26 protein-coding genes and 2 tRNA genes are annotated in these 26,091 nt (G+C 44.7%); 17 read left to right on the plus strand and 11 right to left on the minus strand.

Annotation, left to right across the window (positions count from 1 at the left end):
* Positions 1-41 precede the first annotated feature (41 nt).
* The gene (locus HGH91_RS24955; RefSeq protein WP_168741611.1) at positions 42-599 is read right to left on the minus strand and encodes a hypothetical protein; all 558 of its coding nucleotides are present in this window, start codon (positions 597-599) and stop codon (positions 42-44) included.
* A 136-nt stretch (positions 600-735) separates the two neighbouring features.
* Between HGH91_RS24955 and HGH91_RS24960 the strand changes: the two genes are divergently transcribed.
* The 7 genes from HGH91_RS24960 (at position 736) to HGH91_RS24990 (ending at position 7,496) form a co-directional block, all read left to right on the plus strand.
* A complete protein-coding gene (locus tag HGH91_RS24960; RefSeq protein WP_168741612.1) occupies positions 736-1,428 on the plus strand; it encodes a DUF4397 domain-containing protein in 693 nt (230 codons plus the stop codon).
* 166 nt (positions 1,429-1,594) lie between these two features.
* On the plus strand, positions 1,595-2,620 hold the full coding sequence (locus HGH91_RS24965) for a glycerophosphodiester phosphodiesterase (protein ID WP_211092416.1): 1,026 nt from the start codon (positions 1,595-1,597) through the stop codon (positions 2,618-2,620).
* Positions 2,621-2,739: 119 nt separating this feature from the next.
* Positions 2,740-3,354: an OmpH family outer membrane protein gene (locus HGH91_RS24970; protein ID WP_168741614.1), complete on the plus strand. Its 615-nt coding sequence runs from the start codon at positions 2,740-2,742 to the stop codon at positions 3,352-3,354.
* Positions 3,355-3,587: 233 nt separating this feature from the next.
* Positions 3,588-5,021: an APC family permease gene (locus tag HGH91_RS24975; RefSeq protein WP_168741615.1), complete on the plus strand. Its 1,434-nt coding sequence runs from the start codon at positions 3,588-3,590 to the stop codon at positions 5,019-5,021.
* Positions 5,022-5,661: 640 nt separating this feature from the next.
* Positions 5,662-6,267, plus strand: coding sequence for a DUF4254 domain-containing protein (locus HGH91_RS24980; protein ID WP_168741616.1), 606 nt, complete (start codon positions 5,662-5,664; stop codon positions 6,265-6,267).
* Between the two features lie 12 nt (positions 6,268-6,279).
* Positions 6,280-7,323 (plus strand): glycosyltransferase family 9 protein, encoded by a 1,044-nt coding sequence (locus tag HGH91_RS24985; RefSeq protein ID WP_211092417.1) that lies wholly within the window; start codon positions 6,280-6,282, stop codon positions 7,321-7,323.
* 102 nt (positions 7,324-7,425) lie between these two features.
* Positions 7,426-7,496, plus strand: a tRNA-Gln gene (locus HGH91_RS24990).
* Positions 7,497-7,715: 219 nt separating this feature from the next.
* Here HGH91_RS24990 and HGH91_RS24995 read toward each other — a convergent pair.
* From HGH91_RS24995 to HGH91_RS25005, 3 genes are all read right to left on the minus strand, one after another.
* Positions 7,716-8,159, minus strand: a complete 444-nt coding sequence (locus tag HGH91_RS24995) for a hypothetical protein (protein ID WP_211092418.1) — start codon at positions 8,157-8,159, stop codon at positions 7,716-7,718.
* Between the two features lie 135 nt (positions 8,160-8,294).
* The gene (locus HGH91_RS25000; protein WP_168741617.1) at positions 8,295-8,756 is read right to left on the minus strand and encodes a helix-turn-helix domain-containing protein; all 462 of its coding nucleotides are present in this window, start codon (positions 8,754-8,756) and stop codon (positions 8,295-8,297) included.
* A 117-nt stretch (positions 8,757-8,873) separates the two neighbouring features.
* Positions 8,874-9,938 (minus strand): SDR family oxidoreductase, encoded by a 1,065-nt coding sequence (locus tag HGH91_RS25005; RefSeq protein WP_168741618.1) that lies wholly within the window; start codon positions 9,936-9,938, stop codon positions 8,874-8,876.
* Positions 9,939-10,040: 102 nt separating this feature from the next.
* On the opposite strand from HGH91_RS25005, the gene HGH91_RS25010 reads away from it, so the two are divergent.
* The 3 genes from HGH91_RS25010 (at position 10,041) to HGH91_RS25020 (ending at position 12,286) form a co-directional block, all read left to right on the plus strand.
* Positions 10,041-10,886 (plus strand): helix-turn-helix domain-containing protein, encoded by an 846-nt coding sequence (locus tag HGH91_RS25010; RefSeq protein ID WP_168741619.1) that lies wholly within the window; start codon positions 10,041-10,043, stop codon positions 10,884-10,886.
* A gap of 71 nt (positions 10,887-10,957) precedes the next feature.
* Positions 10,958-11,746 (plus strand): TerC family protein, encoded by a 789-nt coding sequence (locus HGH91_RS25015; RefSeq protein ID WP_168741620.1) that lies wholly within the window; start codon positions 10,958-10,960, stop codon positions 11,744-11,746.
* 147 nt (positions 11,747-11,893) lie between these two features.
* Positions 11,894-12,286, plus strand: a complete 393-nt coding sequence (locus tag HGH91_RS25020) for an acyl-CoA thioesterase (RefSeq protein ID WP_145672358.1) — start codon at positions 11,894-11,896, stop codon at positions 12,284-12,286.
* A 2-nt stretch (positions 12,287-12,288) separates the two neighbouring features.
* Here the strand turns inward: HGH91_RS25020 and HGH91_RS25025 are convergent, their stop codons facing one another.
* From HGH91_RS25025 to HGH91_RS25035, 3 genes are read right to left on the minus strand one after another with little or no spacing between them, the layout of a single operon-like run.
* A complete protein-coding gene (locus HGH91_RS25025) occupies positions 12,289-12,684 on the minus strand; it encodes a DUF1634 domain-containing protein (protein WP_168741621.1) in 396 nt (131 codons plus the stop codon).
* Between the two features lie 10 nt (positions 12,685-12,694).
* Positions 12,695-13,528 (minus strand): sulfite exporter TauE/SafE family protein, encoded by an 834-nt coding sequence (locus HGH91_RS25030; protein WP_168741622.1) that lies wholly within the window; start codon positions 13,526-13,528, stop codon positions 12,695-12,697.
* Positions 13,529-13,540: 12 nt separating this feature from the next.
* Positions 13,541-14,194, minus strand: a complete 654-nt coding sequence (locus HGH91_RS25035; protein WP_168741623.1) for a FadR/GntR family transcriptional regulator — start codon at positions 14,192-14,194, stop codon at positions 13,541-13,543.
* Positions 14,195-14,604: 410 nt separating this feature from the next.
* On the opposite strand from HGH91_RS25035, the gene HGH91_RS25040 reads away from it, so the two are divergent.
* Positions 14,605-16,539 carry a hypothetical protein gene (locus HGH91_RS25040; protein ID WP_168741624.1) on the plus strand — a complete coding sequence of 645 codons (1,935 nt, stop codon included), beginning with the start codon at positions 14,605-14,607 and terminating at the stop codon, positions 16,537-16,539.
* A gap of 42 nt (positions 16,540-16,581) precedes the next feature.
* Here the strand turns inward: HGH91_RS25040 and HGH91_RS25045 are convergent, their stop codons facing one another.
* Entirely contained in the window at positions 16,582-16,914 is a 333-nt protein-coding gene (locus tag HGH91_RS25045) for a DUF4870 domain-containing protein (protein ID WP_168741625.1), read from the minus strand.
* Positions 16,915-17,137: 223 nt separating this feature from the next.
* On the opposite strand from HGH91_RS25045, the gene HGH91_RS25050 reads away from it, so the two are divergent.
* Together HGH91_RS25050 and HGH91_RS25055 are read left to right on the plus strand one after the other, a co-directional pair.
* On the plus strand, positions 17,138-17,620 hold the full coding sequence (locus tag HGH91_RS25050; protein ID WP_168741626.1) for a DUF4126 family protein: 483 nt from the start codon (positions 17,138-17,140) through the stop codon (positions 17,618-17,620).
* Between the two features lie 66 nt (positions 17,621-17,686).
* A tRNA-Gln gene (locus tag HGH91_RS25055) sits at positions 17,687-17,757 on the plus strand.
* A 66-nt stretch (positions 17,758-17,823) separates the two neighbouring features.
* Here the strand turns inward: HGH91_RS25055 and HGH91_RS25060 are convergent.
* Together HGH91_RS25060 and HGH91_RS25065 are read right to left on the minus strand one after the other, a co-directional pair.
* Positions 17,824-18,177, minus strand: coding sequence for a DUF5615 family PIN-like protein (locus HGH91_RS25060; RefSeq protein WP_168741627.1), 354 nt, complete (start codon positions 18,175-18,177; stop codon positions 17,824-17,826).
* Positions 18,178-18,385: 208 nt separating this feature from the next.
* Entirely contained in the window at positions 18,386-18,616 is a 231-nt protein-coding gene (locus HGH91_RS25065; protein WP_262888352.1) for a DUF433 domain-containing protein, read from the minus strand.
* Positions 18,617-18,883: 267 nt separating this feature from the next.
* On the opposite strand from HGH91_RS25065, the gene HGH91_RS25070 reads away from it, so the two are divergent.
* Positions 18,884-19,567, plus strand: coding sequence for a helix-turn-helix transcriptional regulator (locus tag HGH91_RS25070; RefSeq protein ID WP_168741628.1), 684 nt, complete (start codon positions 18,884-18,886; stop codon positions 19,565-19,567).
* A 120-nt stretch (positions 19,568-19,687) separates the two neighbouring features.
* Here the strand turns inward: HGH91_RS25070 and HGH91_RS25075 are convergent, their stop codons facing one another.
* On the minus strand, positions 19,688-20,350 hold the full coding sequence (locus tag HGH91_RS25075) for a DUF1349 domain-containing protein (protein WP_168741629.1): 663 nt from the start codon (positions 20,348-20,350) through the stop codon (positions 19,688-19,690).
* A 150-nt stretch (positions 20,351-20,500) separates the two neighbouring features.
* On the opposite strand from HGH91_RS25075, the gene HGH91_RS25080 reads away from it, so the two are divergent.
* The 3 genes from HGH91_RS25080 (at position 20,501) to HGH91_RS25090 (ending at position 26,081) form a co-directional block, all read left to right on the plus strand.
* Positions 20,501-21,268: a response regulator transcription factor gene (locus tag HGH91_RS25080; protein ID WP_168741630.1), complete on the plus strand. Its 768-nt coding sequence runs from the start codon at positions 20,501-20,503 to the stop codon at positions 21,266-21,268.
* A gap of 94 nt (positions 21,269-21,362) precedes the next feature.
* On the plus strand, positions 21,363-22,448 hold the full coding sequence (locus HGH91_RS25085) for a glycoside hydrolase family 43 protein (RefSeq protein ID WP_168741631.1): 1,086 nt from the start codon (positions 21,363-21,365) through the stop codon (positions 22,446-22,448).
* 414 nt (positions 22,449-22,862) lie between these two features.
* Positions 22,863-26,081, plus strand: a complete 3,219-nt coding sequence (locus tag HGH91_RS25090) for a SusC/RagA family TonB-linked outer membrane protein (RefSeq protein WP_168741632.1) — start codon at positions 22,863-22,865, stop codon at positions 26,079-26,081.
* The last annotated feature ends 10 nt before the right edge of the window (positions 26,082-26,091 follow it).

The following is a 26,091-nucleotide window of genomic DNA, read 5'->3' on the forward strand; positions in this document are numbered from 1 at the left end:
AAAGGGGATGAAATGGATGATGATTGCTTGCCAGCGTTTTGTTATGAATTTTTCTGATCCTTTTGCAGGTCTTTCTTATCGTGCTGCAGGTCTTTTACATCATGCTGTTTATCTTTTCTTTCCCGGTTCAGTTGGTGTTTATCCTGTTGAATGTCTTTGTTATCGCGATTTCTATCCTTTCTGTCGGCCGTCAGATCTTTACCATCGCGTGATAGGTCTTTTTTATCGTGATGGATGTCGTTGTAATCGTTTTTCAGGTCTGCCTTATCTTTTGCCAGGTCTTTGGTATCTCCTTTTTTCTGGTCTTTTGCGATGTCATGCCTGTCTTTACGGGCATCGTTGTAGTCGTGGTGGAGGTCTTTACGGTCGTTGTTGATATCTTTTTTATCGCGATGGATATCGTTGTTGTCTTGCTTTACCTCGTTACGATCGTGCCGGATATCCTTTTTTGAATTGTTGATATCGTTGTTGTCGTGCTGAATGTCTTTCCGGTCGTGGTGAATATCGATTCTATCATGTTTTACACGGTGCTGGGCTTGTGTGGTAAAGGAAGTCAATCCTAAGACAAGCGCGGGTACAAGGACAGTAGTGATTTTCATAATTGTTGTAGGTTTTAATATATGATAATTAATTTGTTTGTAAAGAATAGACGGCGCTGGATAATATTTGTTTAATGGGGGATTATTAAAAACCAATTAAAACCTATTTTTGACGTTGTAAAACGAAGTGGATTTCATGAAATACCTGATCATTCCTATAATTATTGGGCTGGTGTTGCTGGGGGCTTGTAAGAAGAACAGCGATAGTGCCGTACCAGATACGCATGGCAGCCTGATGTTTGTTAATGCTGCACAGATACCTGACACGTTGTTTAATGTAAAGCTGGATAGTATTGACTTTGCCAGTAATGTACCTTACAAAACCAGCACCGGGTATAAATCTTTCCGGGCACAAAAATATAACCTGATTATTACCACTGCAGGTAACCCCGGCAACATATTATATAATCAACAGATCTTTTTAAGAAACAATCGTTATTACACGGCTTTCCTGGGAGTTGATACCACCAAACGGGGATTAATGCTGATTATTACAGAGGATGACCTGACGGTGCAGGCCAACCAGGCTAAATTCAGGGTGATTGATTTGAGCCAGGGATTCAAACCTAACGGAACGCCATTGGGAATAGATGTTTATTCGGATACTTTCCCCCGTTTTTTCCGGGGCCTTGGATTCCCATCGCAAACGGATTTCGCCCCCATAACGGGCGACAGCACCTATACAATTAATTTCCGGTGGACAGATTCCCTGAAGGTACTAAAGTCGTACAAGCTGCCGGCACAAACCGGGAAGGTATACACGTTGATTACGGCCGGGTATCCGCTGGATTCAACGAAAATGGATGTATTGCAGGTAAATAATAATTAATAGCCGGCTCCGGTTATCGAAATAGCGCGAGGAAGTATTTCAAATGAATACTTCCTCGTTTTTTATGTATTATTATTAAAGCTTTATTTTAATTTAATACCCTATTTCCCTGTCCGGGGATGGAAATAGATAAATTGCACGTTATTTTAGAGAAAACGCCAATAACATGAACAATTGCAAAAAAGTATTGCTTATGGCTGGAATCGCCTTTATGGGGGCTGGGGCGCAGGCACAACAGGCAGCCGGTCCTTACCTCGATGCCTACACGATTCCGGTAAAGCAAAAACAGGCCGTTATAGGAAAGATTTATGATAAGCAAGGTAATATTGGTCCTGCTACCTTATTGGAAGACAAATCGGGGCTGTTTACCATCAACAATGGGCTGTTACAGCTTAAGAAGAAGGCCGCCGTGGATGCTTCCGGTAAGGCCGTTTACCCGGTGAAGATTAAAGCGGGAGCAGATACTGCTGATTTTCTGCTGGTGGCTGACCAGTTTATCCGTAACAAGGTAGTAGCGCACCGTGGCGCCTGGAAACATCATGAAGGCAGCCAGAATAGTATTACTTCTCTGAAAGATGCTATTAAACTGGGTTGTGAAGGATCTGAGTTTGACGTGTGGTTGTCTTCCGACGACCAGCTGGTGATATCCCACGATCCGGAAATAGGAGGGAAGAAGGTAGAAGCGTCTACCCTGGCTGATTTACAGACAGTACAGTTAAAGAATGGCGACCGGGTTCCTACCCTGGAAGAGTATATCAATACAGTGATGGAACAGCATAAAACCAGGCTGGTACTGGAGTTGAAACCATCTGCAACGGGTAGGGGCGAATTGCTGGCCACTAAAGCGGTGGAGATGATTCGCGCCAAAAAGGCCCAGGCCTGGATGTTTTATATCAGTTTTGATTATAATATTTGTAAGAAACTGAAGCAACTGGAGCCAACGGCGAAGATTGCCTATCTGAATGGCGATAAAACACCTGCTGAATTACAGGCTGATGGGATCTGGGGGCTGGACTATAACCAGGCGGTATTTAAGAAAGATCCGCAGCTGATAGCCACTGCCAGGCAGCAAAAAATAACCACCAATGCGTGGACAATAGATCATCCGGAAGTAATGGATACGTTATTGAAGGATGGTATCGACTTTATTACCACCAATGAGCCCGAAATCCTGTTGGATAAAGTAAAGTAGCGATATTAGTTAAAACCTAGCTAAAAAAAGGTATCCGGAATTTGAAAATCCGGTAAAAACATTATTTTAGCCGTTCCATTTTTAAAAATGTACTAAAAGAAGCAAATCCACCTATTAACATGCGCACTCGTAAACAATTAGTGACCAAAGGATTATTAGCGGCATTAGCAGCCGGATTATTGATGTCTTGCCAGGGAAACAAAGCTGGTAACAGCACTACGCCAGCCGCCACCCCTGCCGCAGGAACCAATACTGCTGCTGCGGGCGGTTTCAAAATGGCGTATGTAGATCTGGATTCATTGGAAGCACATTTTGAATATTTCAAAGAGAAAAGAGCGGTACTGGAGCAGAAACAGCAACAGATGGACAACCAGCTGCAAGGCAAGGCCCGCGCTTTACAAAGCGAATATGCCGACCTGCAGCGCAGAGCTAATACCCTCACACAAGAGCAGGGAGAAACCGCGCAGCGTAGTTTGATGTCTAAACAACAGCAACTGGAGCAGGAAGCGCAGAATTTACGCGCTGCCTATACAGAGCAGGAAACTAAATTTAACGAAGAACTCCAGAAGAGACTGGATGCTTTCCTGAAATCCTTCAATGCCGACAAACGTTATGCATTTATATTCTCTTATCGTAGCACGGCCAGCAATATTCTGTATAAAGATCCTGCCTATGATGTAACGGCAGATGTTATTAAAGGCATGAATGCACTGGATGTAACGCCTGCCAAATAAGTGAATACTGTCAACTAACTTTTTATCATCCCGGTTCGTCAAGAGCCGGGATTTTTTATATCAGCTATGTTATACCGGGAAAATCAGGGAATAGGTTAGCAGTTAACAGCAGATGTTATTATATTGCAGGAAGGAATATATGAGGTATAACCCTGTATAAGCCGGTAAAACAACTATTTTATTCTACCTTATTCCCCGGTTTTTATGCGCCGGGATTTTTTATAGTGCATCATATGGAAATCAACCAGACTAAATCGTTCAAGCCATCGCTGAGTTTATTGGATGCCACCATGATTGTGGCGGGTTCCATGATAGGCTCCGGCATTTTTATTGTAACTGCAGAAATTGCCCGTAGCGTGGGTGGCGCCGGCTGGATCACTGCCATGTGGGTGCTGGCAGGAGTGGTAACGCTTATTGCGGCCCTGAGTTATGGAGAGTTGTCGGGTATGTATCCCAAGGCTGGTGGCCAGTATGTTTATCTCCGGGAGGCATACAACCCGTTTATAGCCTTTCTGTTTGGCTGGACGCAGTTTGGCGTGATCCAAACAGGTACTATTGCCGCCGTAGCAGTGGCTTTTGCCAAGTTTACCGCCTACCTGATTCCGGGGTTCAGTGAAAAAAACATCCTGCTGGATGCTGGTATTGTACAGATTTCTGCCGCGCAGATAGTAGCTATTATCTCCATCATCTTACTAACGTTTATCAATACCCGTGGCGTACAGCATGGCAAGGTAATACAAACCGTGTTTACGCTGGCGAAGCTGTTGTCGCTATTTGGGTTGATTATTTTCGGATTTGCTATTGGCGCCAAACAGGAAATCTGGCAGGCAAACTGGCAACATGCCTGGGATGCCACCGCCGTGAGTTCACCCAATGGAGAGGTGATTACCGCAGCGTTGTCGGGGCTGGCGTTATTTGGTGCTATTGCGGTATCTATGAAGGGATCGCTGTTTTCCAGCGATGCGTGGAATAACGTGACTTTTATTGCGGGGGAAATTAAGAACCCGGCTAAAAACATTGGTCGTTCATTGTTCCTGGGAACGTTGATTGTAACGATTATTTATGTGAGCTGCAACCTGATGTACCTGGCGGTGTTACCGCTGAATGACATTGCCTTTGCTGCCAATGACCGTGTGGGCGTGGCTGCAGCGGCTAAAATATTTGGTTCCAGCGGGGCTATTATCATCGCTGTGATGATTATGGTCTCTACTTTTGGATGTAATAATGGACTGATATTATCAGGCGCCAGGATTTATTATACGATGGCAGAAGACAAGCTGTTTTTCCGCCAGGCCGGCGTGCTCAATAAGTACAGCGTACCTGCTCATGGGTTATGGATCCAATGTGCCTGGGCTTCGCTGCTTTGTTTAACAGGCCGTTACAACGATTTGCTGGCGCTGGTAATATTTGGCGTACTGATATTTTATGTGCTGACGATACTGGGTATTTTTATTTTAAGAAAGAAACGCCCTGAAGCTGCCCGTCCGTATAAAGCTTTCGGATACCCGGTGTTACCGATGATTTACATCATCGTAGCTTCCTCGCTGGCATTGTTGCTGTTGGTATTTGAAACCAGTTATACCTTACCTGGACTTGGAATTATCTTGTTGGGTATTCCGCTGTATTACCTGGCTATGGCGCGTCAGCGCAAAGGCAGTTTGAGCTGATTGAGCTAAAATGGACAAGTAAAACAGAGATTTACCACGAACGTTGTATAAAAAAGTGTGGCCACTGCAATCGGTATTGCAGTGGCCACATTTAATTTGCACTAAGACACACGGCGATAGTGATGTCTGAAAAATGGACCCTAGACGATTTAGAAAACCCGGTAATTATTAGAGAATATTTTTAACATAGGATATTGTCAACATTAGCGAAGGAATCCCATAAAAAAGATGTAGCAAGAGGCTGCGCCATTTTATGAAACGTCTGTGATTTGAACCCTGTAATTTGTGACCTGGAATTTGTTAACAATTACAGCAATTATTTACAAACCCTCAATAAAAGTATAGCCATTAGAGTAGTTGATTTTTACTGCATTCAAAAGATATTCAAATAAAAAACAACAAATAACTATAAAAACATTTATTGCCAACTATGGTGTGTAACCGCATCATTTTTAGGGTAAAAAGGAAATAAGGTGGTATAACCTTGACGGCATCTCAACCCCAAGATAACCATTAAAAGCCTTCACGATTTGCATTCTCGAACATTCACATGACAATCTTTTACAATAAGCGTATGGTTTCCACCATGCGCTTTTTGCTTTCAGCTATTGAAAATGGCTGTTTTTTGTACATTTGCGGCATGTTTACAGAACTGTCTATAAAGATATTTAACCAGAGTATCGCCGCCTATCATGAGCACAATGATGTGCATCAGGCTATTTCTAATCCGTATGAAAAAAGCAGCATTGAGCATTTACTTTTCCTGAAAAACTGGATCGATACAGTACAGTGGCACCTGGAAGACATTATCCGGGACCCGAACATAGACCCGGTAGCTGCGTTGGAGCTCAAGCGCTGGATTGACCGTTCTAACCAGGAGCGTACGGATATGGTGGAGTATATAGACAGCTATTTCCTGGATAAATATAAAGAGGTAGTGCCGGCGGCAGATGCCAGTATTAATACCGAAAGTCCGGCCTGGGCAATAGACCGTTTGTCTATCCTGGGACTGAAGATCTACCATATGCGGGAGGAAGCTACCCGTGCAGATGCTACGCCTGAGCACCGGGCAGCCTGCCAGCGTAAACTGAATATTTTACTGGAACAGCAAAAAGACCTGGCTACCGCTATTGAAGCGTTGCTGGCGGATATTGCTGCAGGTAGAAAATTTATGAAAGTGTATAAGCAGATGAAGATGTATAATGATCCTTCTCTCAATCCCGTTTTATACAAAACCGAACAATAAATCCGCAATCATTTGGGCACTGTAAAAACGATACTGGTTACCCGGTTGTCGGCCATGGGAGATGTGGCCATGACCATCCCTGTTATGAAACAGGTGCTGGAAGAGAACCCGGAAGTGGAGATTGTTTTTGTGACCAACCGGAACTGGGGAGCTTTATGCGCGGGTATACCCCGCCTGCACTTTTTCGCTGCAGATGTGAAGGGAATTCATAAAGGTGTGAAGGGATTATACCGCCTGTTCCGGGAAGTGAGGAAGCAGCGGCGCATTCATGCGGTGGCCGACCTGCACCATGTGCTGAGATCAAAGATTATCCGGACCTTTTTCCGTTTCACGGGTACCCCGGTCGCCGTTATCGACAAGGGACGTGCGGAGAAAAAGGCGCTCACCCGGCAGGAAAATAAGGTACTGCAACCGTTGACCACTACGATAGAGCGATATGCCATTGTTTTCCGTCAATTGGGACTGCGTTGTCAAATGGGGCAACAACCCGTTTTCCCGCCCCGTTCTTTGCCTGAAAACGTTTTGGCGGTGACTGGTGCCAAAGCCGGTAAAAAGTGGATAGGCGTGGCTCCTTTTGCCACTTACCGCGAAAAAATGTACCCACTGGAAAAAATGGAAGCAGCATTGGCGTTATTGGCGCAGGAACCCGGGCAACAACTGTTGCTGATGGGGGGAGGGCCACAGGAAGTAGCGCAGCTGACCGCCGTAGCAGAGAAACTGCCCGGCGCCATTGTGGTAGCAGGACGCTTTTCACTGGCAGAAGAAATGGCAATCATCAGTCAGCTGGATGTAATGATCAGTATGGACTCCGCCAATATGCACCTGGCATCGTTATTTGGTGTGCCCGCAGTATCCATTTGGGGAGCTACACACCCATTTGCCGGTTTTATGGGATATGGGCAATCTGCCACCCATGCTGTACAAATTGATGACCTCGCTTGTAGACCTTGCTCTGTATTTGGCAATAAACCCTGTTTCAGAGGGGATCATGCCTGTATGGAGTGGATAAAACCCGCGCAGATAGCGGATAAGGTAAATGCAGTGATTTTCAGGTGAGCCATGGCGGCTGATTTGAAAGGATATTTAAAAATTATCGCAAGTTTTTTTTGCAGAAATAAAAAAAGTTATACTTTTGCCATCCCAAACAATAAAGGGTATTGCCCAATAGTATAATGGTAGTACGACAGATTTTGGTTCTGTTTGTCTTGGTTCGAATCCAGGTTGGGCAACTACAAAAGGACAAAATGGTGATTCCATTTTGTCCTTTTTTTATTTGTAAGATTGGTTAGCCGAATTGTTATAAATAATGTCAATAAAGCACTTTTTTATTAATACCGATACCTGGATGGAGGATTTTATCAAAAATGACCGGAGATTTCATTTAATCAGGATAGAACAGGTTTTGTAAAAACGCGGGTTTTAAAATTTAATATGGGATATAATCTTCTTTATAACGCCATAGCTACTGTTCTGATAACAATGATACTTTCTTTCAAACCACAGTTTTCCAGTGTATTTAATACCTGCTCTTTGCTTTGAGGCGGATTTTTCAACGCGTTAACAAGCCTTTCAAAGGCGACCAATACTCTTGATAGATTTGATTTAAGTAATGGGCCAATAAACTCGTCTGGATCTTTGCAGTCGATACCATATAGTTTAAGATTTCTTGCAGGAAAATCTTTTTTATTAAATGTGATAATAGTATCTGCCCCCGACTTTATGGCTATGGCAAGTACATGTCTGTCGTCCTTATCCGGCAACTCTAATTCAGCGAGAAGATTTTTATATCCCGTTACATTTGCTTCTGCAAAGGCATTATCCATTGCATGACAGGTTCTTTTCAATTGTACCGCTTTCAGGTCAGGTCGATTTTTAACAGATTTCGGGTCCATTCGTGGTGAATTTCGTTTGACCATCTTGGGCTAAACAGGTCAACTTGTGCCAAGCGAAGAAGAAAATCCCGCAATGGAGCAGGATACAGTACATTGGCATCCAGTACTGCAATAATCTTTTTGGGGTCCTTCATGTTAATAACCAAGATTGAGTTCCTGAGCCTGCGATGCCAGAAAGTCCAGCTTATCGGCTCTGTTCTTTTTTACTTTCTTATCGTAGGCAATCAGGTCCTTCAAATGAATCCTACGATGTGTGCCTACTTTGAAGAACGGAATTTCTCGTTTCTCTAACAAACTCACCACATGTGGCCTGGATACACCCAGCAAGTCTGCGGCTTGTTGTGTACTGATATCGGTGTTACTATCAGACAGTAGCAGTGCAATGGAATTACCATCTGCCATATTGTTAAGAATGGTAAAAAATAGCCTGATAGCAGATTTAGGAATGTCGAGAGAAGGCTTGTATCCATCAATTTTCAGTGCAACCGTGTCCGTGTCAGACTTTGCGACTTTGATAGCCGCCTCCGTCACTTTCGCTCTCAGTGCCTTTGCAATTTTCTGATCACTTTTTGTCGTTTTCTCCAATATCGCTTCCATGGGTCATTATTTGTATTACAAATGTAGCGAAATAAACGAAATAAACGAAACGATGCTGTATATGCAACAAAGCGCAGAGGACAACGGTTTTATAGAAATCGCTGCCCTCTGTATTTATCATGGAATCACCTTCCACTCCCTGAAATTGTCAAAAATTTCCATAAACATGGCCGGTGTTTCCACGAACTCATGAAACCCCGCCCGGCGGGCTTTGGAGCCATCCGCAAAGAAGTCGTAGTCCCAGGAGAAGACAAAGTCGCCGAATTTCCAGGATGATACTTCGGCGTAAGTATATTGCAGTCCATATTTTTTCATCATAGTAGTCCACAATGCTTCTTTATCGGCCATCACAACTTCCAGTTGCATCGGTAGTGGTGAAGCTACTTCCATATCAAAATAACGGGCGATACGGGGCCATAGATCCGACCAGCGAAATAGGTCGCCGTTGTTGATATTAAATGCCTGGTTAGCGCCGGCAGGGCTGTTTGCCGCCCACTCAGTAGCTTTGGCCAGCAGCCGGGCATCTGTCATTTCCATCAGTTTATCGTAGGCGCCCGGCTTGCCGGGAAAACGTAGGGGTAGTCCCAGCTCTTTGGAAATGGCAGCATATACAGCGATTACCATAGCCAGGTTCATCGGGTTGCCAAGGGCAAAACCGCCTACTACAGAAGGACGTATGGCCGACCAGGTCCAGGACTGCCCCTGTTGCTGCTGTTCCAGGTAATGTTGTTGTTCCATGTTGAATTCCGGCGGCATAAAAGTGCCGGCATCTGTTTCTACGGCGGGTGTTTTAAAGGGTCCCAGGTGCGCGCCATATACTTTATATCCCTGCATCAGGCTGATGTGTTGCAGCTGTTGGGCCACCGGGGTTACCGTTTCTACTACGTTGCGCAACATGGTTAGGTTAGGAGCTACCAGTCCCGACCAGCTGTTGCTATCCTGGTAAGCGGCATAAAATATATGCGTGACCGTAGTCAGTTGCCCGAGCTTTTGCCGGCTGTCTTCCCCGCTCAGCAGGTCTACTGCGATATGTGTTACATGATCGGTATTGTTGCCTCCCCTCCGTGATAACCCTATGATATCCCAGGCCTCCTGCTTTAGCAGGTAATTAATCAGGTTACGGCCTATAACGCCCTGTGCACCCGCTACCAATGCTACTTTCCGTTGATGATGCTGTTCCATATTATGTTGTATTTTTACCAGTAATTTTTCACTACACAAAGATCCACCGGAAACGGTTGGCTGGCCTTGTATCAAAGCAGGGTAAATTGGTATATTTCAACCATGAAGAGATATATACAGCATGAATACCTGAAGGTGTCGCATTTTACCAGCGAAGAATGGCAGCATCCGGTGCATAATCATAATCATTTCGAACTTATTTTTATCCACCGGGGTAGCGGTACGCATCATATTGGAGATATGAGCTATCCTTACACCGGGCCTTGCCTGTTTTTGCTGGCGCCCTGTGATGCGCACCATTTCCACATTGCTACTGCGACTACTTTTACTTTTATCAAGTTTACCAATGTATACCTGCATGGTACCGGCAACCTGCAATTACAGCAGAACTGGAACCGGGAGCTGGATACGCTGTTGCTACAGGCTCGTCAGCAAAGGGCTTTTACGGATCCTACCGGCCGGATGGCTACCCTGATGGGATTGATTAACGGAGAATGGAAGGAAGAAAAACAGGAGAACAGTGAAACCATTTTTTTCCTGCTACAGGCATTGTTTGCGATGATCAAGAAATGGACCCTTACCGGCATGGCGTCTGCAGGCCCGCATCCGGGCGCCCGTGTAACAGCTATCCTGAATTATATCCATGAGCATATTTATGATGTAGCCGAAGTACAGGTGGAGCAGCTGGCGCATATTTTCGGATATTCCAAACATTACCTGGGTACTTTTTTCAAAGAGCAAACGGGAAGCACGTTGCGCGATTATGTGAACCAATATAAATTACGGCAACTGGAAAACCGGCTGCACTACAGTTCGTTGTCATTGAAGGAAATCAGTCATGAGCTGGGGTTTAACGATCAGAGCCACCTGAATAAATTTTTCCGGAGATATCATACGATCAGTCCTTCCGCTTACCGCGACCAATTACAGGCGCCGGCATCTGAATAAGCGCAATTTCCGCGCTGTTGAAAAAGACGCTATCTTAGCCACACATAACCTATATATAACTGCGAATTATTATGGAACAGCTGCTTACCGTGGATGCATTGATAAGCCTTTTCACACTCACTGTGCTGGAAATTGTACTGGGTATCGACAACATTGTATTTATTTCTATTTTATCCGGAAAATTACCGGAAAGCCAGCAAAAGAGAGCCCGGCGACTGGGTCTGGGACTGGCAATGTTTGTGCGGGTATTGCTGCTGCTGTCGATCAGCTGGATTATGTCGCTCACACAACCGCTATTTAATCCGGGTACGTGGATAGGCATGCAAAATCCTGAATGGCTGGAAAAAACGGCGCTTTCAGGCAGGGACCTGATCTTGCTGATAGGAGGACTTTTCCTGATTTATAAAAGCACTGCCGAGATCCACGAAAAACTGGAAGGAGGAGAACATGGTAACCCCAATGCCAAAGCCCTGAAATTCGGGCAGGTGATCGTTCAGATACTGTTGCTGGACATTGTATTTTCTCTCGATTCGGTCATTACTGCCGTAGGTATGGCCGACCATGTAGAAATTATGATTGCTGCCGTGGTGATAGCCGTTGCCGTTATGATGCTGGCTTCTGAAACGATCAGCCGTTTTGTAAACCAGCACCCTACCGTAAAAATGCTGGCCCTGTCGTTCCTGTTGTTGATTGGTGTATCACTGATCGCTGAGAGCTTTGACCAACACATCCCGAAAGGATATATCTATTTTGCGATGGCTTTTTCCGTATTTATAGAGGCCCTCAACCTGCGTATGAAAGCAAAATCTGAAAAACCGGTAAAGCTCCATCAGCCCGAGTTGCCGGAAACGAAGAAGTAAGCAGGCATCTGCCGGGGAAGTTTAATTATAACAGTAACGTATATACGTAATTAAGTGCATTTATTCCAGGGCTGGTTAGCGGGAAAAATAGTACATCATTTATAAGAAATAAATAGCTTTGCCATTTTAGCGCATAAAATCATTGTCATGAATTTTTACACACGGAAATGGGTAAAGCCGGAAGACCTGAATGCACACGGAACGTTGTTTGGCGGAAGTTTACTGCGTTGGATAGATGAAGAAGCCGCCATTTATTCCATTATCCAACTGGGTACCAATCGCTGTGTAACCAAGTACATGTCTGAAATCAATTTCATCAACTCTGCCCGTCAGGGCGATATTGTGGAACTGGGCATTAAAGCCACGCATTTTGGCAGGACTTCTCTCACACTCACCTGCCAGGTAAGGAATAAGATTACGCAGAAAACTATTCTAACGATCGATAAGATGGTGTTTGTAAGCGTAGATGAGCAGGGGCGCCCGGTGCCGCACGGCAAAACAGAGATCACCTATACCGATGAGCGGTTACGGGAAGAATAGGTTTATATTTTCAGGCCGCCGAACATACTGAGCAGGATAATGCCCAATACGATGGTGGTAATCGCCACATACAACCTGTCTTTTTCCACAGCAAAAGCTACCAGCGAAAAAAAGATGCGGAGTATAGGCGTAGCTAGTAGTACCAGTACTCCCAGCTGTATAATTTCAGTAGCATTACCGGTGGCTACTCCCCGGAAGATACCGCGGAAAGAGGTATACCCGGCGCCTTCACCGGTAAACTGCGAGTAATCCGGTATGCTGGCAGCTCCCTGTTGAGCGAGGTAGGCGATACCGCCTAGTAATGCGATGCTGCTGGCAGTAACGACGCCAACTCTCAACACCTGCCCGATAAAAAGTTCTATATCGCGATCTCCTAATAATTTCCTGACTAGTTTCATGATGCGTAAATTAAAACTGGTGATGTAATCCGTTATAGATCATCTCCAGGGCCACAAAGGAAATGGCGATACAGAAAATGATCCGCAATGTTTTAGGATTCATGATGGTGAGCAAACGGGCGCCGGTAAAAGCGCCACCCAGTACCCCCAGTACCACGGGAAACGCAATACCCGGATCTATATAACCTCTTTGCAGGTACACCACTGCGCTGGCGGCAGCTGTAACGCCAATCATGAAATTGCTGGTGGTAGTGCTCACTTTAAAGGGAATGCGCATGGCGCCATCCATGGCCAATACTTTTAAGGCGCCGGAACCAATGCCCAGCAGTCCGGATAAAACGCCGGCCAGCAGCATAATAGAGAACCCTCCTCCCACATTTTTTAGTTTATAGCTGACTTCTCCTGCGGGAGTAGGATAGCTGCCGTTGAGTTTTAACAGGTAAGACAGTTTACTGCCGGTTTGCGCTGCATGCTCATTTTTTTTCCGGATGGTCATCAGGGCGGAAAAGATGAGCACTACACCGAAGAGGATAGCGATGGTGTTAACCGGCGTAAAAATGGCAATGAGCGCGCCTCCTACGGCGCCTGCCGTGGTAGCTATTTCCAGGAACATGCCTAGTCGCACGTTGGTAATGCCTTCTTTAATATAGGCGGTAGCTGCCCCCGAAGAGTTAGCGATGGAGGCCAACAGGGCAGCGCCGATAGCGTAGCGGATATCTACATGAAATACCAGCGTTAGCAAAGGGATGACTACCACGCCTCCTCCCAGGCCGGTTAAAGAGCCCAGCAACCCCGCCAGGTAGGCGCCTCCAAGCAGGATAAGGCTAAAAATCAGGATATTCATCTTATAAAAAAATTAATAGTTGTTGTCTAGTATATCCTCCATAGCCTGGCGGGATAATTTGGCGTTTCCGCTTTTGATGGCCTTATAAAGTGCCTCGTGGGTATGGTGACTGATGGCAAAGTGACTGATGCTCTGGGTATCCCGTTTGGCAAAAAAATCGCGGATCACGTTGGTGAAGCTGCGATATAGATCTGCCAGTACGTGGTTACCCGATGCTTTGGCAATAGCCATATGAAAGGCGATATCGGCTTCCATGCAGGGCTGGTATTGTTGTTCCAGGATGGCTTTTTTGCGTTGGTCCAGTTGTAGCCGCATTTCATGCAGATCGTCTGGCGTATGATTTTCCGCTGCCAGTTTTACGATTTCATAGTCCAGCATGCGTCTTACCTGGTTAATTTCTTCGAAGTCGGCCCGCCTGAGGCGCTGATCCAGGGATTCTGCCTGAACAGATTCATTGATAAAGGTGCCGGCGCCCTGTTGTACCCGGAGTATGCCCGACATGGACAGGGTTTTGATGGCTTCCCGGATGGTGGAGCGGCCTACCGCATACTGTACCATCAATTCGGGCTCAGCCGGTATTTTCTGGCCAGGCTTGTATTTCCCCTGGGAAATATCTTTCTGGATGGCATTAATGACCCGGTCCGATAATTTGGAGGCTTGTTCCATATATTCAATTTTTCAATTGTAAAGGTATGATGTTTAAATTAAACATCTGATGTTTAATTTAAAAAAAATGGAAAAAAGCAAAAAAAGGGGAAAAGTCACTGTGATGGCTATATGTTTTTTAGAGAGATAAAAACAAAAGGGTGTACCTGTTTGGATACACCCTTTATCTTTTCTATAAAGAAAGCATTTGGGACAACTAACAATGGGAAGAAAGGCCGTATATACGTAATAGTAAGTTCAGACCCAGGATGCAGGTTTTTCAATTTTTCCATATGATCCTTTCCATAAATGAACTCTAATACAAAAATACATGTGGGTGGCGGATTACAGGCATTTAGGGCCTCTACAACGTAACTACACTACGCCATTTTTTATATCTACAAAACATCTACAAATAGTATTTTTGCGGAATGAACCATATCCAAAAAGGCCTGGTATTTTTATTATGTACCATCATTAGCCTGTTATATAAAGTTGATTTGTCGGCCCAAACGGTAGTTGACTCGCTGAAGCGGGTGTTGGTCCAGCCGGGTCTCACACCTGAAGAACAGGTACTGACAAGATTGAAACTGAGTCGCGCTCTGCTCAGCACCAATCGAAAGGAAGCGCTTGCTAATGCCCAGGTGGCTTTGTCCATGAGCCGTTCCCTGAAGGATAGTAAGTATGCCGCACAATCACACTCTTCCCTGGTATCATTAATGTATGGCCAGGAAGATGTAAAGCGGGTAAGATTACAGTTAGACAGCGCCTTTACGCTGGCCGAACAATCGGGCGACCCCTATACCCTGGAAAATGTGTGGTATAGAAAAGGTTGGCTGGAAAACCGCATTGGCAAGCCGCATGATGCAGTAAAGAGTTTCCAGCAGGCATTAAAATTCGGGGAAAAACAGCCGCCCAACAGCTATGCTACCAGCATCTATTATAATCTTTCGGCAGTATATGGTGATTGGGATGACCTCGAAAACCAGTCCCGGTATGCTTTTGCAAGTCTCGATGCCGCCAAACGTTTTCCCGATCCCGATGATATCTGCAATGCCTACCAGGCTATTGCCACCAGCTATGAACACCGCTTTGCGGGTGATAGCAGTGCACGTAACCTGTTGGATTCTTCCCTGTATTATAACCGGCTGGCCATTCAATACTACCTGGAAAACAAGAACAGGATCAGCTTTCCGAGCGTATTAGGTATATTGGCATTGAATACGGCTAACCTGTATGCCGAGTATTTTCCCCGCAGTTACCGCGATTCCGCCCAGCACTATTTAAGAATAGCCAAGGAGATTGGTGTAGCAACCGATCAGCAGGAGATCATTGCCAGCAGTTACGGGATGCAGAGCAGCTTTGAACTGGCCGACGGGCATTACGATGCAGCGGCTGGCCTCTTACTAAGCGGGTTACATACCTTACAACAATCGCCCACCCCGGATAATAGCCTGATGGCGCATTTTATGAGCTCCTTGTCTGAGGTGGCAGAAAAGAAAGGGGATCTGCCGGCGGCGCTCAGTTATGCCCGGGAGCACAGCAAGTATTATGCGGCCGCTTTCGATGCCGAAAAAATGGCCATTGCCAAAAAGCTGGAGGCCCAGTACCAGGCACAACAAAAGGAGCAGGAACTGATATCCTTACAGGAAAAGGCAGCTTTTAATAAAAAGCTGAATATTGCATATGTGATACTAATAGTTGCCTGTATACTGGCGCTGCTATTCCTTTTCCGCTCTTATCACTTCCGGTTGAAATCAACTATTCAACAACAGGCATTATTGGAGAAAGAAAAGCAGGACGCGATATTACAGGTTCGCCTGAAAGAAGAAGAAGCAAAAACACTGGAGCTGGAAAAGCAGGAGGCTGCGCTGCAGGCACAGCTGCAAAGCGAAGCTGCTGCCCGTTTACAGGTAGAACAGCAGTTGATGCAGGCCCAGAAGGAGCAGTTACAAAAAGACCTGCTGGCAGGTACTTTACAGGTAGAGCAAAAGAATGAATTGCTGCAAACTCTGCAGGCAAAGCTCCAGGAGAAATCGGGAGACCGTAACCTGATTGGGCAGATCAGTCGTATGATAGACCAGGACCGGCGTTTGGATGAGGATTTTGAAACGTCCAAAACGGAGTTAGAAAATATTCACCCTGAGTTTTTTACCCGTCTTCAGGAAAAGGCAGGGAACTCCCTCACCAGGCTTGATTTGAAGCACTGCTCTTATATTTCTATGGGGCTGTCTACAAAAGAAATTTCTTCCCGGATGGGAGTGGCGCCAAAGAGTATCCTGATGTCGCGCTACCGGATTAAGCAGAAACTGGGGCTGGGGAAAGACGAGGGGCTGGATGCCTACCTGATGACGGTGGCCAGTTAATAACATGAAATGGGGACGCAGTGAACCCGCGTCCCCATTTCATCAGGCTTGTAAAAAAGCAAATTTGTTCTCAAACATTTTTCCGATCACCGGTATTGGTTTCTGTACGCCATTGTTGGCGTTGATAATGCCAAAAATCATGAAGATAAATGGCAGGAAGCCGGCAATCGACAGTACACCAGACAGGGCAGCCGGTAAAACAGCAATAACAATACCTACAGCAATAGACCATACGATGCTTGCGATAGCCAATCCCAGGGCTTGTTCCAGGTGGTAGCTCACCAGTGAACTTCTTTCTTCCTTACTTTTTACAAAAGCAATAATCCATCCTATAATCGTGATGTAAGCAATCATCGCCCATTGATTTGTTTTCATAGCTGTTGAGGTTTTTTTAGTTAAGAATGATTTAGCGCAAAAGTAAAAGGAGGGTGTGGCAATTGGGAAAAAGTAGCTACTACATGATATCTACAATCACCAGGAAATAACACTACAAAAAAGCTACATTGATTTTAATTAATTGATTATAATATTATTACGTGTTATTTTTTATAGTATTGTTAAGAAATGCCGGTGGCATAATGATTGATATGCTGCTGTTATGAAGAAAGCATTACTACCTACCTTTTTCCGGGCTATTGGTTTAGGAATAGTCACCGGGATGCGCAGTGCGATGGGCCCCGCATTTACCAGTTACTTTGTTAACCGGCAACCATCGGGCAAGCTGCGAAGATCACCTTTGCGCTTTATGCAACATCTTGCTACGTTGCATTACCTCCAGACAATGGCGGCGGGAGAACTGGTAATAGATAAGACGCCGGGCGTTGGAAATCGTATAGCCGCTCCCGGTATTGCCGGCCGGGCGCTTGCCGGTGCTTTATCGGGCGCTACTTTATACCAGGCGCAAAATGGAAAAGCATGGAAAGGTGCATTGATTGGCGGGGTTACAGCCATTGCTGCGGCGTATGCATTTTTCTATTTGCGCCGTGAAACAGGAAAACGGCTGCCTATAAAAGATGCGGCGCTGGGAGGCGTGGAAGACGCCGTGGCTGTGGGTATCGCAGCCGCGTCTATCAGGAAATAATGAAATTTATTTTCACAAATGTTGTTTTATTTCAGAAAAAAACTACATTTGCATCCCGTTAAACAATGCCTAATAGTATAATGGTAGTACGACAGATTTTGGTTCTGTTTGTCTTGGTTCGAATCCAGGTTGGGCAACAAAAAACCGGACAAGTGCAATAAATAGCTGCTTGTCCGGTTTTCTTTTTTAGGTAAGAGGACTATTTATTGACCTTTCCTGATCTTCACAAAATCTTTGTATACGACGGTAAATGCTCCAGGAAGTTCATTCTTATGTTGATTGATTACAATCAAACACAAATCAGCTTTATCAAAAGGATTTAACCCCACTAATCTCAGCAATATCACACCATGATGTGCTTTGCCCAACCGATATACCAATTCACCGAAATCTTTATCCTGTGTAATTAACAAAGAATCTTTTTCATGGGCTATTGCTAATACTTGTTCATCACTAATTCCATGCGATTGCTCTGCAATAGAAAAGACGTCATAACCATCTTCTCTTAGCTTTTGTACAATAGGTGCATCGACGCTTTCGTCAGCAACAAACCTCATAACAATATGGATGAATTGTTTTTAATAATCATAAAAAGATATGAAAGTAAGGTGGCTACGCATTGTTACACTGGCAACAATATTAATAGCTTTTGTGAAAGGTACGAAAAAGAGTAAATACAGAAAGTATTTTGGGTAATGATGCTCCCTCGTATCAAAAGATTATACTTGATGTCTTTATAGAGGGACCGATAAAATAGCTGCATTCTCAGCTGGCAATGGGATAGTAATGTGTGTCTTTTAAACTCTGTGCGGCAAACGCCAGGGCTGCTTGAATAGCTTCCATGGTAATATGTGGATGGGCTGTAAGGATAGCTTCCATTGTTTCACCTGCAGATAATTTTTCCAGGATGAGCTCAACGGTAATACGCGTGCCCTTAATGACGGGTTTTCCCATCATAATTTCCGGATTTATTTCTATGTATTGTAGTATGTCCATTTGAATACTTAGATAAGACACCACCAACCAGGTTACAATCCTAATTAATTCAATTTATCGCTTAGTGATAAAGGTACTACAAAAATGATAAAAATTTTATCAAAAGTTGCAACCGCTTTCAATGCTGATTTTTTTGTTATCATTTTGGTCTATATTTACTTATTCTGATTTTTAATATTGTAATTGAACTGCCATACAATATTAAGTCGAAAAATTAGAATGTTAAAAATAAAAAATCGAAAATTCGACTAATTCTTCAGTCTTAACATGACCCAACTTGACAGATTAAAAGAGGTAATAGAGATTTTGAAGAGGACCAGAAAGGGTCTTACTAATCAATTAATTTCAAGAGAATTATCATATAATTCAAGAAATTATGTGTCGGATATCCTTGGCGGATCAAAAAAAATAAACAAGCTTTTCCGGGAAAGATTGGAGGTCGTATATTCGATTAGCAGGGAATGGATAGTGACGGGGAAAGGGAAGATGTTTGTTGAGGAAGAGACAAATAACAATACGGTAGCTGAACAGCCGACACCTTATCGGCAGAAGCGGGGGCGAGCCGGGTGGATTGGTGTACCGATATTTGATGTTCCCATAGCGCTGTCACTTATTAATCACGAAAGTACACCTGTTGGTTATGTAACCATTCCTTCGTTTAGAGATTGTGCATTTGGTATCCGGATTTCGGGAGATGAAATGCGCCCTAAAATCTGTAATGGAGATTATATACTTTGTAAAGAGGTGAATATAAATGAGATTATCATGGGAGATGATTACCTGGTGCTTACCCACAAGGGAACTGAAATAGTAAGATACGTATACCCTCATGAAAAGAAAGACGATTATATTTTACTGAATACCGGGAATCAGTCGAAGCCTTCAACAACGCTTGCTATATCAGCGATAAATAAAATGTACAAGGTGAAGGGAGTGATTAAAAGCTATTAGGAAGCACTGGCTGCTGTATTGCTGATAAATAATTAAGTCAGAAAAAAGGACAAAGTGGGATCAACTCCATTTTGTCCTTTTTTTATTACCCCAGCTAGCTGGAGGGTCTTATATTGCTCGCTATTGTTTTTCAGGGGCTGCGTTATTTTTCAGCCAGTTCAACCTGCGCTGATCGGGCAAATGCTTTACGGTGAAGTTTTCGAATTTCGCTTCAAATCCCTTCCCATCGGGTGATGCAGCCATCAGTCCTACCATTACCGGATGGTTGTCTTTCAGTGGCGCATTACGGGTCATGATATAGTTTTGATCATCCAGGGAATAATAAATTTCTACGGCATCTAATCTCCGTACCGCCTTTATCCAGATAAAAGGAGGCGTTTTGTCGAGCGGAGTAACGCTCCAGTCGCTTACCGTATGCGTGACTACGGTGCTGACATTGAATTTCCCGTCTACAAATTCGACTCCTGTTTTGATATAGTTTTGTTCATCTGTTCTGATCATTAACCCCATTTGATCGAACCGTGCTTTATAATCACCTGTAATCTTTACTTTGGCTTCAAATTCTCCGCCATAGGTGGCATAGTAAAAAGGAGCATCATCTACGGTAAATCCATAGTGCGAGATACGCCAGTAATCTGTTTGAGGCGTGACAAACATGGTGAGCGACTTATTCTTTATCTCCCATTTTGCGGGTTCATTGAACCATTGCATTTTTTCAAGGCTCTGGGCAGTAAGCGATTGCATGGCCATGAGCGCCATTAGGCTGACAATAATTTTCTTCATATCGATGATCATAATTACTAATGAATGGATCCTGCGCCGTGTATATGCAGCAGAAAATATCCCGGTTAACCATAACGGTTGGCTACCTTTGCAAAACTAAAGTGTTACCGGATAACGCCCAATGGTGAATAATAACCATTTTGACAGATAATGAATAATATTCATACCGCATTAAATGATACGCTGCTCGGGCAAACTTTCAGTGACGAGCAACAGCCGGAGCTACAATTGGCCACCGGCCGGTTTATAGCACAGATGTATGCAAAACTGGAAAATGCCATCAGTGTACTGAGCGACCTGAGCGCCAATACCAGCTATATCTATAATGGGCGCATAGCAGCTGGTATGGGGCTTCCTGCTACCGGCAATGTAACGGAAATCAAGTCAATCTGGGAAGAAGATATATTTAGCCGCATTCATCCCGACGATCTACTGCAAAAGTATGCCCTGGAATTACAGTTCTTTCAGCTGCTAAAGTCCTTACCAGTGGCTGAGCGCGGAGACTACCAGGTACAGAGCACTATCCGGATGAAAAACGAAGAGGAACAGTATGTGGCGGTACAGCATCGTATTTTTTATATTTTAAGTGCAGGCAATGGCAGTATATGGCTGGCTCTTTGTTTATATAGCCATTGTTATCCTCCAGGAAGCATAGAACGGTACCAGGGAATGATTGTTAATACGCGTACCGGCCAACCCATTACTCCCGATAAGGAGCAATGTAACGACTTACTGTCGCATCGTGAGAAAGAGATATTGCGGCACATTAAAAATGGGAGAAGCAGTAAAGAAATCGCCGGGAAGCTATCTATTAGTATCAATACCGTACACCGGCACCGCCAAAATATTCTCGAAAAATTAAAAGTATCCAACTCCCTGGAAGCTTGCAGGATTGCAGAAATAATGGGGCTGATCTAACCTGATGGCTATATATAGATATTGAGGATAAGCCATCGTATTATGTTTTGTGCGTAATAATTGTTATATTGACATATAAAATATTCCACGTGCTATGAAACATGCTATCCGATATAGTTTGTTGCTGCTGACCGCAGTGACAGTAATTGCCAGCGAAAGTTGCCAATCACCCAATACCAGCAAAAACGCAGAGATAAAAGATTCCACCGTGTTTCTTTCGCCGCCGCTGATTACATCGATGTATACTGCCGATCCATCTGCTCATCTGTTCGAAGGGCGTATATACCTGTATCCATCGCACGATACCGCCACCGGCACGCCTGAAAATGATAATGGCGATCATTTCAATATGATGGATTTTCATGTGTTTTCTATGGATAGCGTTGGGGGCAAAGTCACTGATCATGGAGTAGCATTACATATCAGGGATATTCCCTGGGCGGGCCGACAGCTTTGGGCGCCAGATGCCTCTTTTGCGAATGGCACCTATTATTTGTATTTCCCAGTAAAAGATAAACAAGACATTTTCAGGATAGGAGTGGCTACTGCGCCAAAGCCGGAAGGACCTTTTGTGGCAGAAAAAACGCCCATAACAGGCAGTTACAGTATCGATCCTTGTGTATTTAAAGATGATGATGGATCCTGTTACCTGTACTTTGGCGGTATATGGGGAGGACAGCTGCAACGCTGGAATAATAATGTGTATGATTCCACTGCCAGGTTACGCCAGGGAACCGAACCCGCTATTTTGCCACGTATGGCGAAACTGGACAAGGATATGAAACATTTTTCGGAAACGGTAAGAGAGATCAAAATACTTGACAGTGCAGGAAATTTGTTTAAGGAGAAGGATAACGACAAGCGCTTTTTTGAAGCCACCTGGATGCACAAGTACAAGGGCAAGTACTATTTTTCCTATTCAACAGGTGATACGCATAATATTGCCTATGCTATTGGCGATAACCCTTACGGTCCCTTTACCTATAAAGGCATCGTGTTGAATCCTGTTAAAGGTTGGACCAATCACCATTCTATTATCGATGTCAACGGGAAATGGTACTTGTTCTATCATGATACACAGTTATCTGGTAAAACACATTTACGCAATGTAAAAGTAGCGCCGCTGGTGTATCATGAAGATGGAACAATACAAACTATCAGCGCCTACCACGGAAAATAAGTACAAGTAGTTTGTTAACCCAAAATTTTTGCGCAAAGATTTGCGTTTTTGAAAAGCCTTTGTATATTTGTCTACAGTTTTAGTAGACTAATAGGAATTTACCACCACCAGACGCCGGTATCCCGGCAAAAAGTCTTTGTCCCACCACACAAAGCGAGTAAATAATTTATCAGCAAATGTTACTTCTCTGAAGTAACCCAGGCCACTATTTTTTAAACATTTTCAACCATGAATCAGCTATTGAACAACAATAGGAAGAAAGCGCTGCATACTGACAGGTTACTGTCTGATGGCTGCTGTTGTTGTTGCTGCTGCTAAACAATTTCCAGGTATTTCCGAAATTATTTAGATGACGGCTCATGCCGTTGTCAGGACCTGTTTTGCCCATATCTCTCCACCATTAATCAATTTTTTATGTTGAAATATTTACGACAAATGATGTTGTGCGCATTCCTGTTACTGCCAGGAACTATCATGGCGCAAGCGCCCATTATTCTCAAAGGAAAAGTGATCGATCATAAAACGGAAGAAGCATTACCAGGTGCATCTATTCGTGTAAAAAACGGGAAAGCGGGCACACTCGCTGATGCCACCGGCAATTATCAGCTTAGCATTACCCAATTGCCACAAACGCTATTGGTCACCTTCATCGGCTATCAGCCACAGGAAATCGTGGTTACCAAAGATAATCTCCACCAGGTCATTAAACTGGAGCAGCAGCAGTCGCTGTCGGAGGTGGTAGTTACCGCAGTGGGCATTAAAAGCGCCACCCGCTCGCTGGGATACAGCGTGGGCGAATTAAAAGGTGCTGCCCTGAAAGATAGCCGGGAACCCAACGTGGTAGCGGCACTTAGCGGAAAAGTGGCCGGTGTGCAGATCAACAATTCCGGCGGTTCTCCTGGTGGTTCATCTACCATAAAAATACGGGGCAACAGCTCCCTGCTGGGAAGTAATGCACCACTGTTTATTCTCGACGGTATTCCGCTAGATAACTCTATCCAGGATATTCTTCCTATTTCCAACAGTGTGTCGCTGGCTACTCCTTCCAACCGGGCTATTGATATCAACAGCGCTGATATTGCCAGCGTAACCGTATTAAAAGGGCCCGCTGCCGCTGCATTGTACGGTATCAGGGCGGCAAATGGCGCCGTGGTGATCAACACCAAGAGAGGTAGTTCACTAACTGATAAAACTTTCGGTGTAAGCTACAGTGGCTCTTTTACGGTAGATAAAATTAACCGTCGTTTACAACCCCGCCAGACCAGTTTTTCCAACGGCATTGGTGGCCAGTATGTAAAACCTGGTACCACCGGCTCCGACGAAAACTGGGGCGCTTTGCTGGATACCCTTACCTACAGCAATATTCCCAGCAACTTCGATAAGAATGGTACCATTGTCGGTAAAAGCGATCCTGCGTCCAACGGTATTCCCGTGAACAGGTACGATAACATCGATAACTTTTTCGTGAACGGCTATACGAATGACCATAATATCAGCTTTTACGGCAACACGGGAAATACGGGGTATTATTTTTCTTACGGTAATCTCAAACAAACCGGTATCATTCCCACCACAGATTTTTATCGTCAAACATTCCGGTTTAACGGCGACTATAATGTGAGCAACCGGTTGAAACTTTCCGGTGGCGTTAATTATATTAAAGATGGGGCAGATAACCGCGCACTCATGGGAGGCTTTAATACCAATGTGATGCGCGCGTTGATAAACACGCCTTCCAACTTCGATATTACCAATGGCTACTCCGACCCCTGGAAACATCCGGAGTCTTATAAGCTGCCGGCAACCACGGCTAAGCCCTGGGGCGACAGCCGCTCTTACGCCAATGGCATTGGCTGGGATAACCCTTATTGGTCGCTGAATATGAACCCGCAATCGGACGAGGTGAACCGCTTTATCACCTTTGCTGAAGCCAATCTTGATATCACCGACTGGTTGAAAGGCACGGTGCGGTATGGCATCGATAACTATACCGACGTGCGTAAAGGCGCCTTCAGCCGGGGCACTTCCGGCGTGGCTACAGGTACTGTTAATGATGTGAATTATGCCCGGAGAGATAATAACCTGGATGTATTGCTGATTGCAGAAAGGAAGTTGAGCAAAGACCTGCAACTAACGGCAGTGGCGGGTTACAACTACTATAATTCCTGGAGGAACCAGGTAAATACACGTGGCGATGGATTAACTATTCCGGAGAATTTTAATATTTCCAATGCAGCTGCTACGCAAACGTTTAACCAGACTATCCGTAAAAAACTGGTGGCCGGATATGCTGATCTGAAGCTGGATTTTAAACGCTGGCTGTACCTGGAGTTAACCGGTAGAAATGAATGGACCTCTACACTCGCTAAGGGAAAGAATGCTTTCTTTTATCCCAGTACCAGCGCCAGCTTCATTTTTACAGATGCGCTGCACTGGAGCAGCAACTTCCTGAACTTTGGAAAGATACGCGCTACCTATGCACAGGTGGGTAACGATGCGGATCCCTACTCACTGGAAACCTATTATGTGCCTACCGCCAGCAGCGGATGGATACAAAGCGCTATCAGCTTTCCCTTCAACGGCAAACAGGGATTAAGTTACAGTACGACTATCGGTAATCCCAACCTGAAGCCGGAACGCATCAGTACCTGGGAAACAGGGCTGGACCTGCATTTTTTCCGCGACAAAACACAGCTGGAAGTAGTATACTATCACAATAGCAGTAAAGACCAGATTATCCCGGTTACCCTGCCTTATTCTACCGGCGCCGCCTATACGCTTACCAACGCCGGCAATATTGTGAACCGGGGACTGGAGGCTACTCTACAGCAACGGATTATCAATGGCCGGAAATTTAACTGGACCGCCACCGCTTTGTTCAATAAGAATATCAGTCGCGTCAATTATATCACCGATAATATTTCCAGCGTGAGCCTGGGTGGGATATGGATGGAAGCCCGTGGACAGGCAGGGCAGCCTTATGGTGTATTTTATGGTATTGACGTAAAACGCAATGCAGCAGGTAAACCGGTAATTGACGATAATCCTGCCAGTGCCAACTATGGCTATCCGCTGGTGAATACCGCTTTTACTAAAATCGGGGATCCCAACCCCGACTTCAACGTAGGGCTGCGCAATGAGTTCCGGTATGGCGCCTTTACCTTCTCTTTCCTGCTGGATGGACGTTTCGGGTTCGATATTTTCAATGCCCCACACTTACAGATGGTATTTAATGGCGTAGATGCTTCAACGGTAAACAGGGGCTCTCAAACAGTTTTTGAAGGTGTAACTGCTTCCAAAGGCGAACCCAATACCATTCCAGCGGTGTTGTCGCAAGCCTGGTACCGGAATACATTCAACATACAGGGCCTCTATGTAGAACATGACCTGTATTGGGTAAAACTGAAAGATGTCAACTTTACCTATGCCTTACCACAGCAGCTTTTAAAGCCGGCGCATATACAGGCCGCCAGTGTAACGCTTACCGCCAGGAATTTCCTGTTGAGCACTAATTACACCGGCAGCGATCCTGACCTGGGTAGTCGTAACGGTTTGTCAAATGCCGCCGGTATTGACTTCTGGACTACCCCCAATACCAAAAGCTATGGTATTGCGCTGAACGTTTCTTTTTAACCACCTCAAT

The sequence above is a fragment of the Chitinophaga eiseniae genome (assembly GCF_012641265.1).
Lineage (GTDB): Bacteria > Bacteroidota > Bacteroidia > Chitinophagales > Chitinophagaceae > Chitinophaga > Chitinophaga eiseniae_A.

Bases quoted from the DNA above. Each gene is read 5' to 3' on its own strand.
- HGH91_RS24955 (WP_168741611.1), bottom strand. From the start codon at position 599: ATGAAAATCACTACTGTCCTTGTACCCGCGCTTGTCTTAGGATTGACT.
- HGH91_RS24960 (WP_168741612.1), top strand. From the start codon at position 736: ATGAAATACCTGATCATTCCTATAATTATTGGGCTGGTGTTGCTGGGG.
- HGH91_RS24965 (WP_211092416.1), top strand. From the start codon at position 1,595: ATGAACAATTGCAAAAAAGTATTGCTTATGGCTGGAATCGCCTTTATG.
- HGH91_RS24970 (WP_168741614.1), top strand. From the start codon at position 2,740: ATGCGCACTCGTAAACAATTAGTGACCAAAGGATTATTAGCGGCATTA.
- HGH91_RS24975 (WP_168741615.1), top strand. From the start codon at position 3,588: ATGGAAATCAACCAGACTAAATCGTTCAAGCCATCGCTGAGTTTATTG.
- HGH91_RS24980 (WP_168741616.1), top strand. From the start codon at position 5,662: ATGTTTACAGAACTGTCTATAAAGATATTTAACCAGAGTATCGCCGCC.
- HGH91_RS24995 (WP_211092418.1), bottom strand. From the start codon at position 8,159: ATGGACCCGAAATCTGTTAAAAATCGACCTGACCTGAAAGCGGTACAA.
- HGH91_RS25000 (WP_168741617.1), bottom strand. From the start codon at position 8,756: ATGGAAGCGATATTGGAGAAAACGACAAAAAGTGATCAGAAAATTGCA.
- HGH91_RS25005 (WP_168741618.1), bottom strand. From the start codon at position 9,938: ATGGAACAGCATCATCAACGGAAAGTAGCATTGGTAGCGGGTGCACAG.
- HGH91_RS25010 (WP_168741619.1), top strand. From the start codon at position 10,041: ATGAAGAGATATATACAGCATGAATACCTGAAGGTGTCGCATTTTACC.
- HGH91_RS25015 (WP_168741620.1), top strand. From the start codon at position 10,958: ATGGAACAGCTGCTTACCGTGGATGCATTGATAAGCCTTTTCACACTC.
- HGH91_RS25020 (WP_145672358.1), top strand. From the start codon at position 11,894: ATGAATTTTTACACACGGAAATGGGTAAAGCCGGAAGACCTGAATGCA.
- HGH91_RS25025 (WP_168741621.1), bottom strand. From the start codon at position 12,684: ATGAAACTAGTCAGGAAATTATTAGGAGATCGCGATATAGAACTTTTT.
- HGH91_RS25030 (WP_168741622.1), bottom strand. From the start codon at position 13,528: ATGAATATCCTGATTTTTAGCCTTATCCTGCTTGGAGGCGCCTACCTG.
- HGH91_RS25035 (WP_168741623.1), bottom strand. From the start codon at position 14,194: ATGGAACAAGCCTCCAAATTATCGGACCGGGTCATTAATGCCATCCAG.
- HGH91_RS25040 (WP_168741624.1), top strand. From the start codon at position 14,605: ATGAACCATATCCAAAAAGGCCTGGTATTTTTATTATGTACCATCATT.
- HGH91_RS25045 (WP_168741625.1), bottom strand. From the start codon at position 16,914: ATGAAAACAAATCAATGGGCGATGATTGCTTACATCACGATTATAGGA.
- HGH91_RS25050 (WP_168741626.1), top strand. From the start codon at position 17,138: ATGAAGAAAGCATTACTACCTACCTTTTTCCGGGCTATTGGTTTAGGA.
- HGH91_RS25060 (WP_168741627.1), bottom strand. From the start codon at position 18,177: ATGAGGTTTGTTGCTGACGAAAGCGTCGATGCACCTATTGTACAAAAG.
- HGH91_RS25065 (WP_262888352.1), bottom strand. From the start codon at position 18,616: ATGGACATACTACAATACATAGAAATAAATCCGGAAATTATGATGGGA.
- HGH91_RS25070 (WP_168741628.1), top strand. From the start codon at position 18,884: ATGACCCAACTTGACAGATTAAAAGAGGTAATAGAGATTTTGAAGAGG.
- HGH91_RS25075 (WP_168741629.1), bottom strand. From the start codon at position 20,350: ATGAAGAAAATTATTGTCAGCCTAATGGCGCTCATGGCCATGCAATCG.
- HGH91_RS25080 (WP_168741630.1), top strand. From the start codon at position 20,501: ATGAATAATATTCATACCGCATTAAATGATACGCTGCTCGGGCAAACT.
- HGH91_RS25085 (WP_168741631.1), top strand. From the start codon at position 21,363: ATGAAACATGCTATCCGATATAGTTTGTTGCTGCTGACCGCAGTGACA.
- HGH91_RS25090 (WP_168741632.1), top strand. From the start codon at position 22,863: ATGTTGAAATATTTACGACAAATGATGTTGTGCGCATTCCTGTTACTG.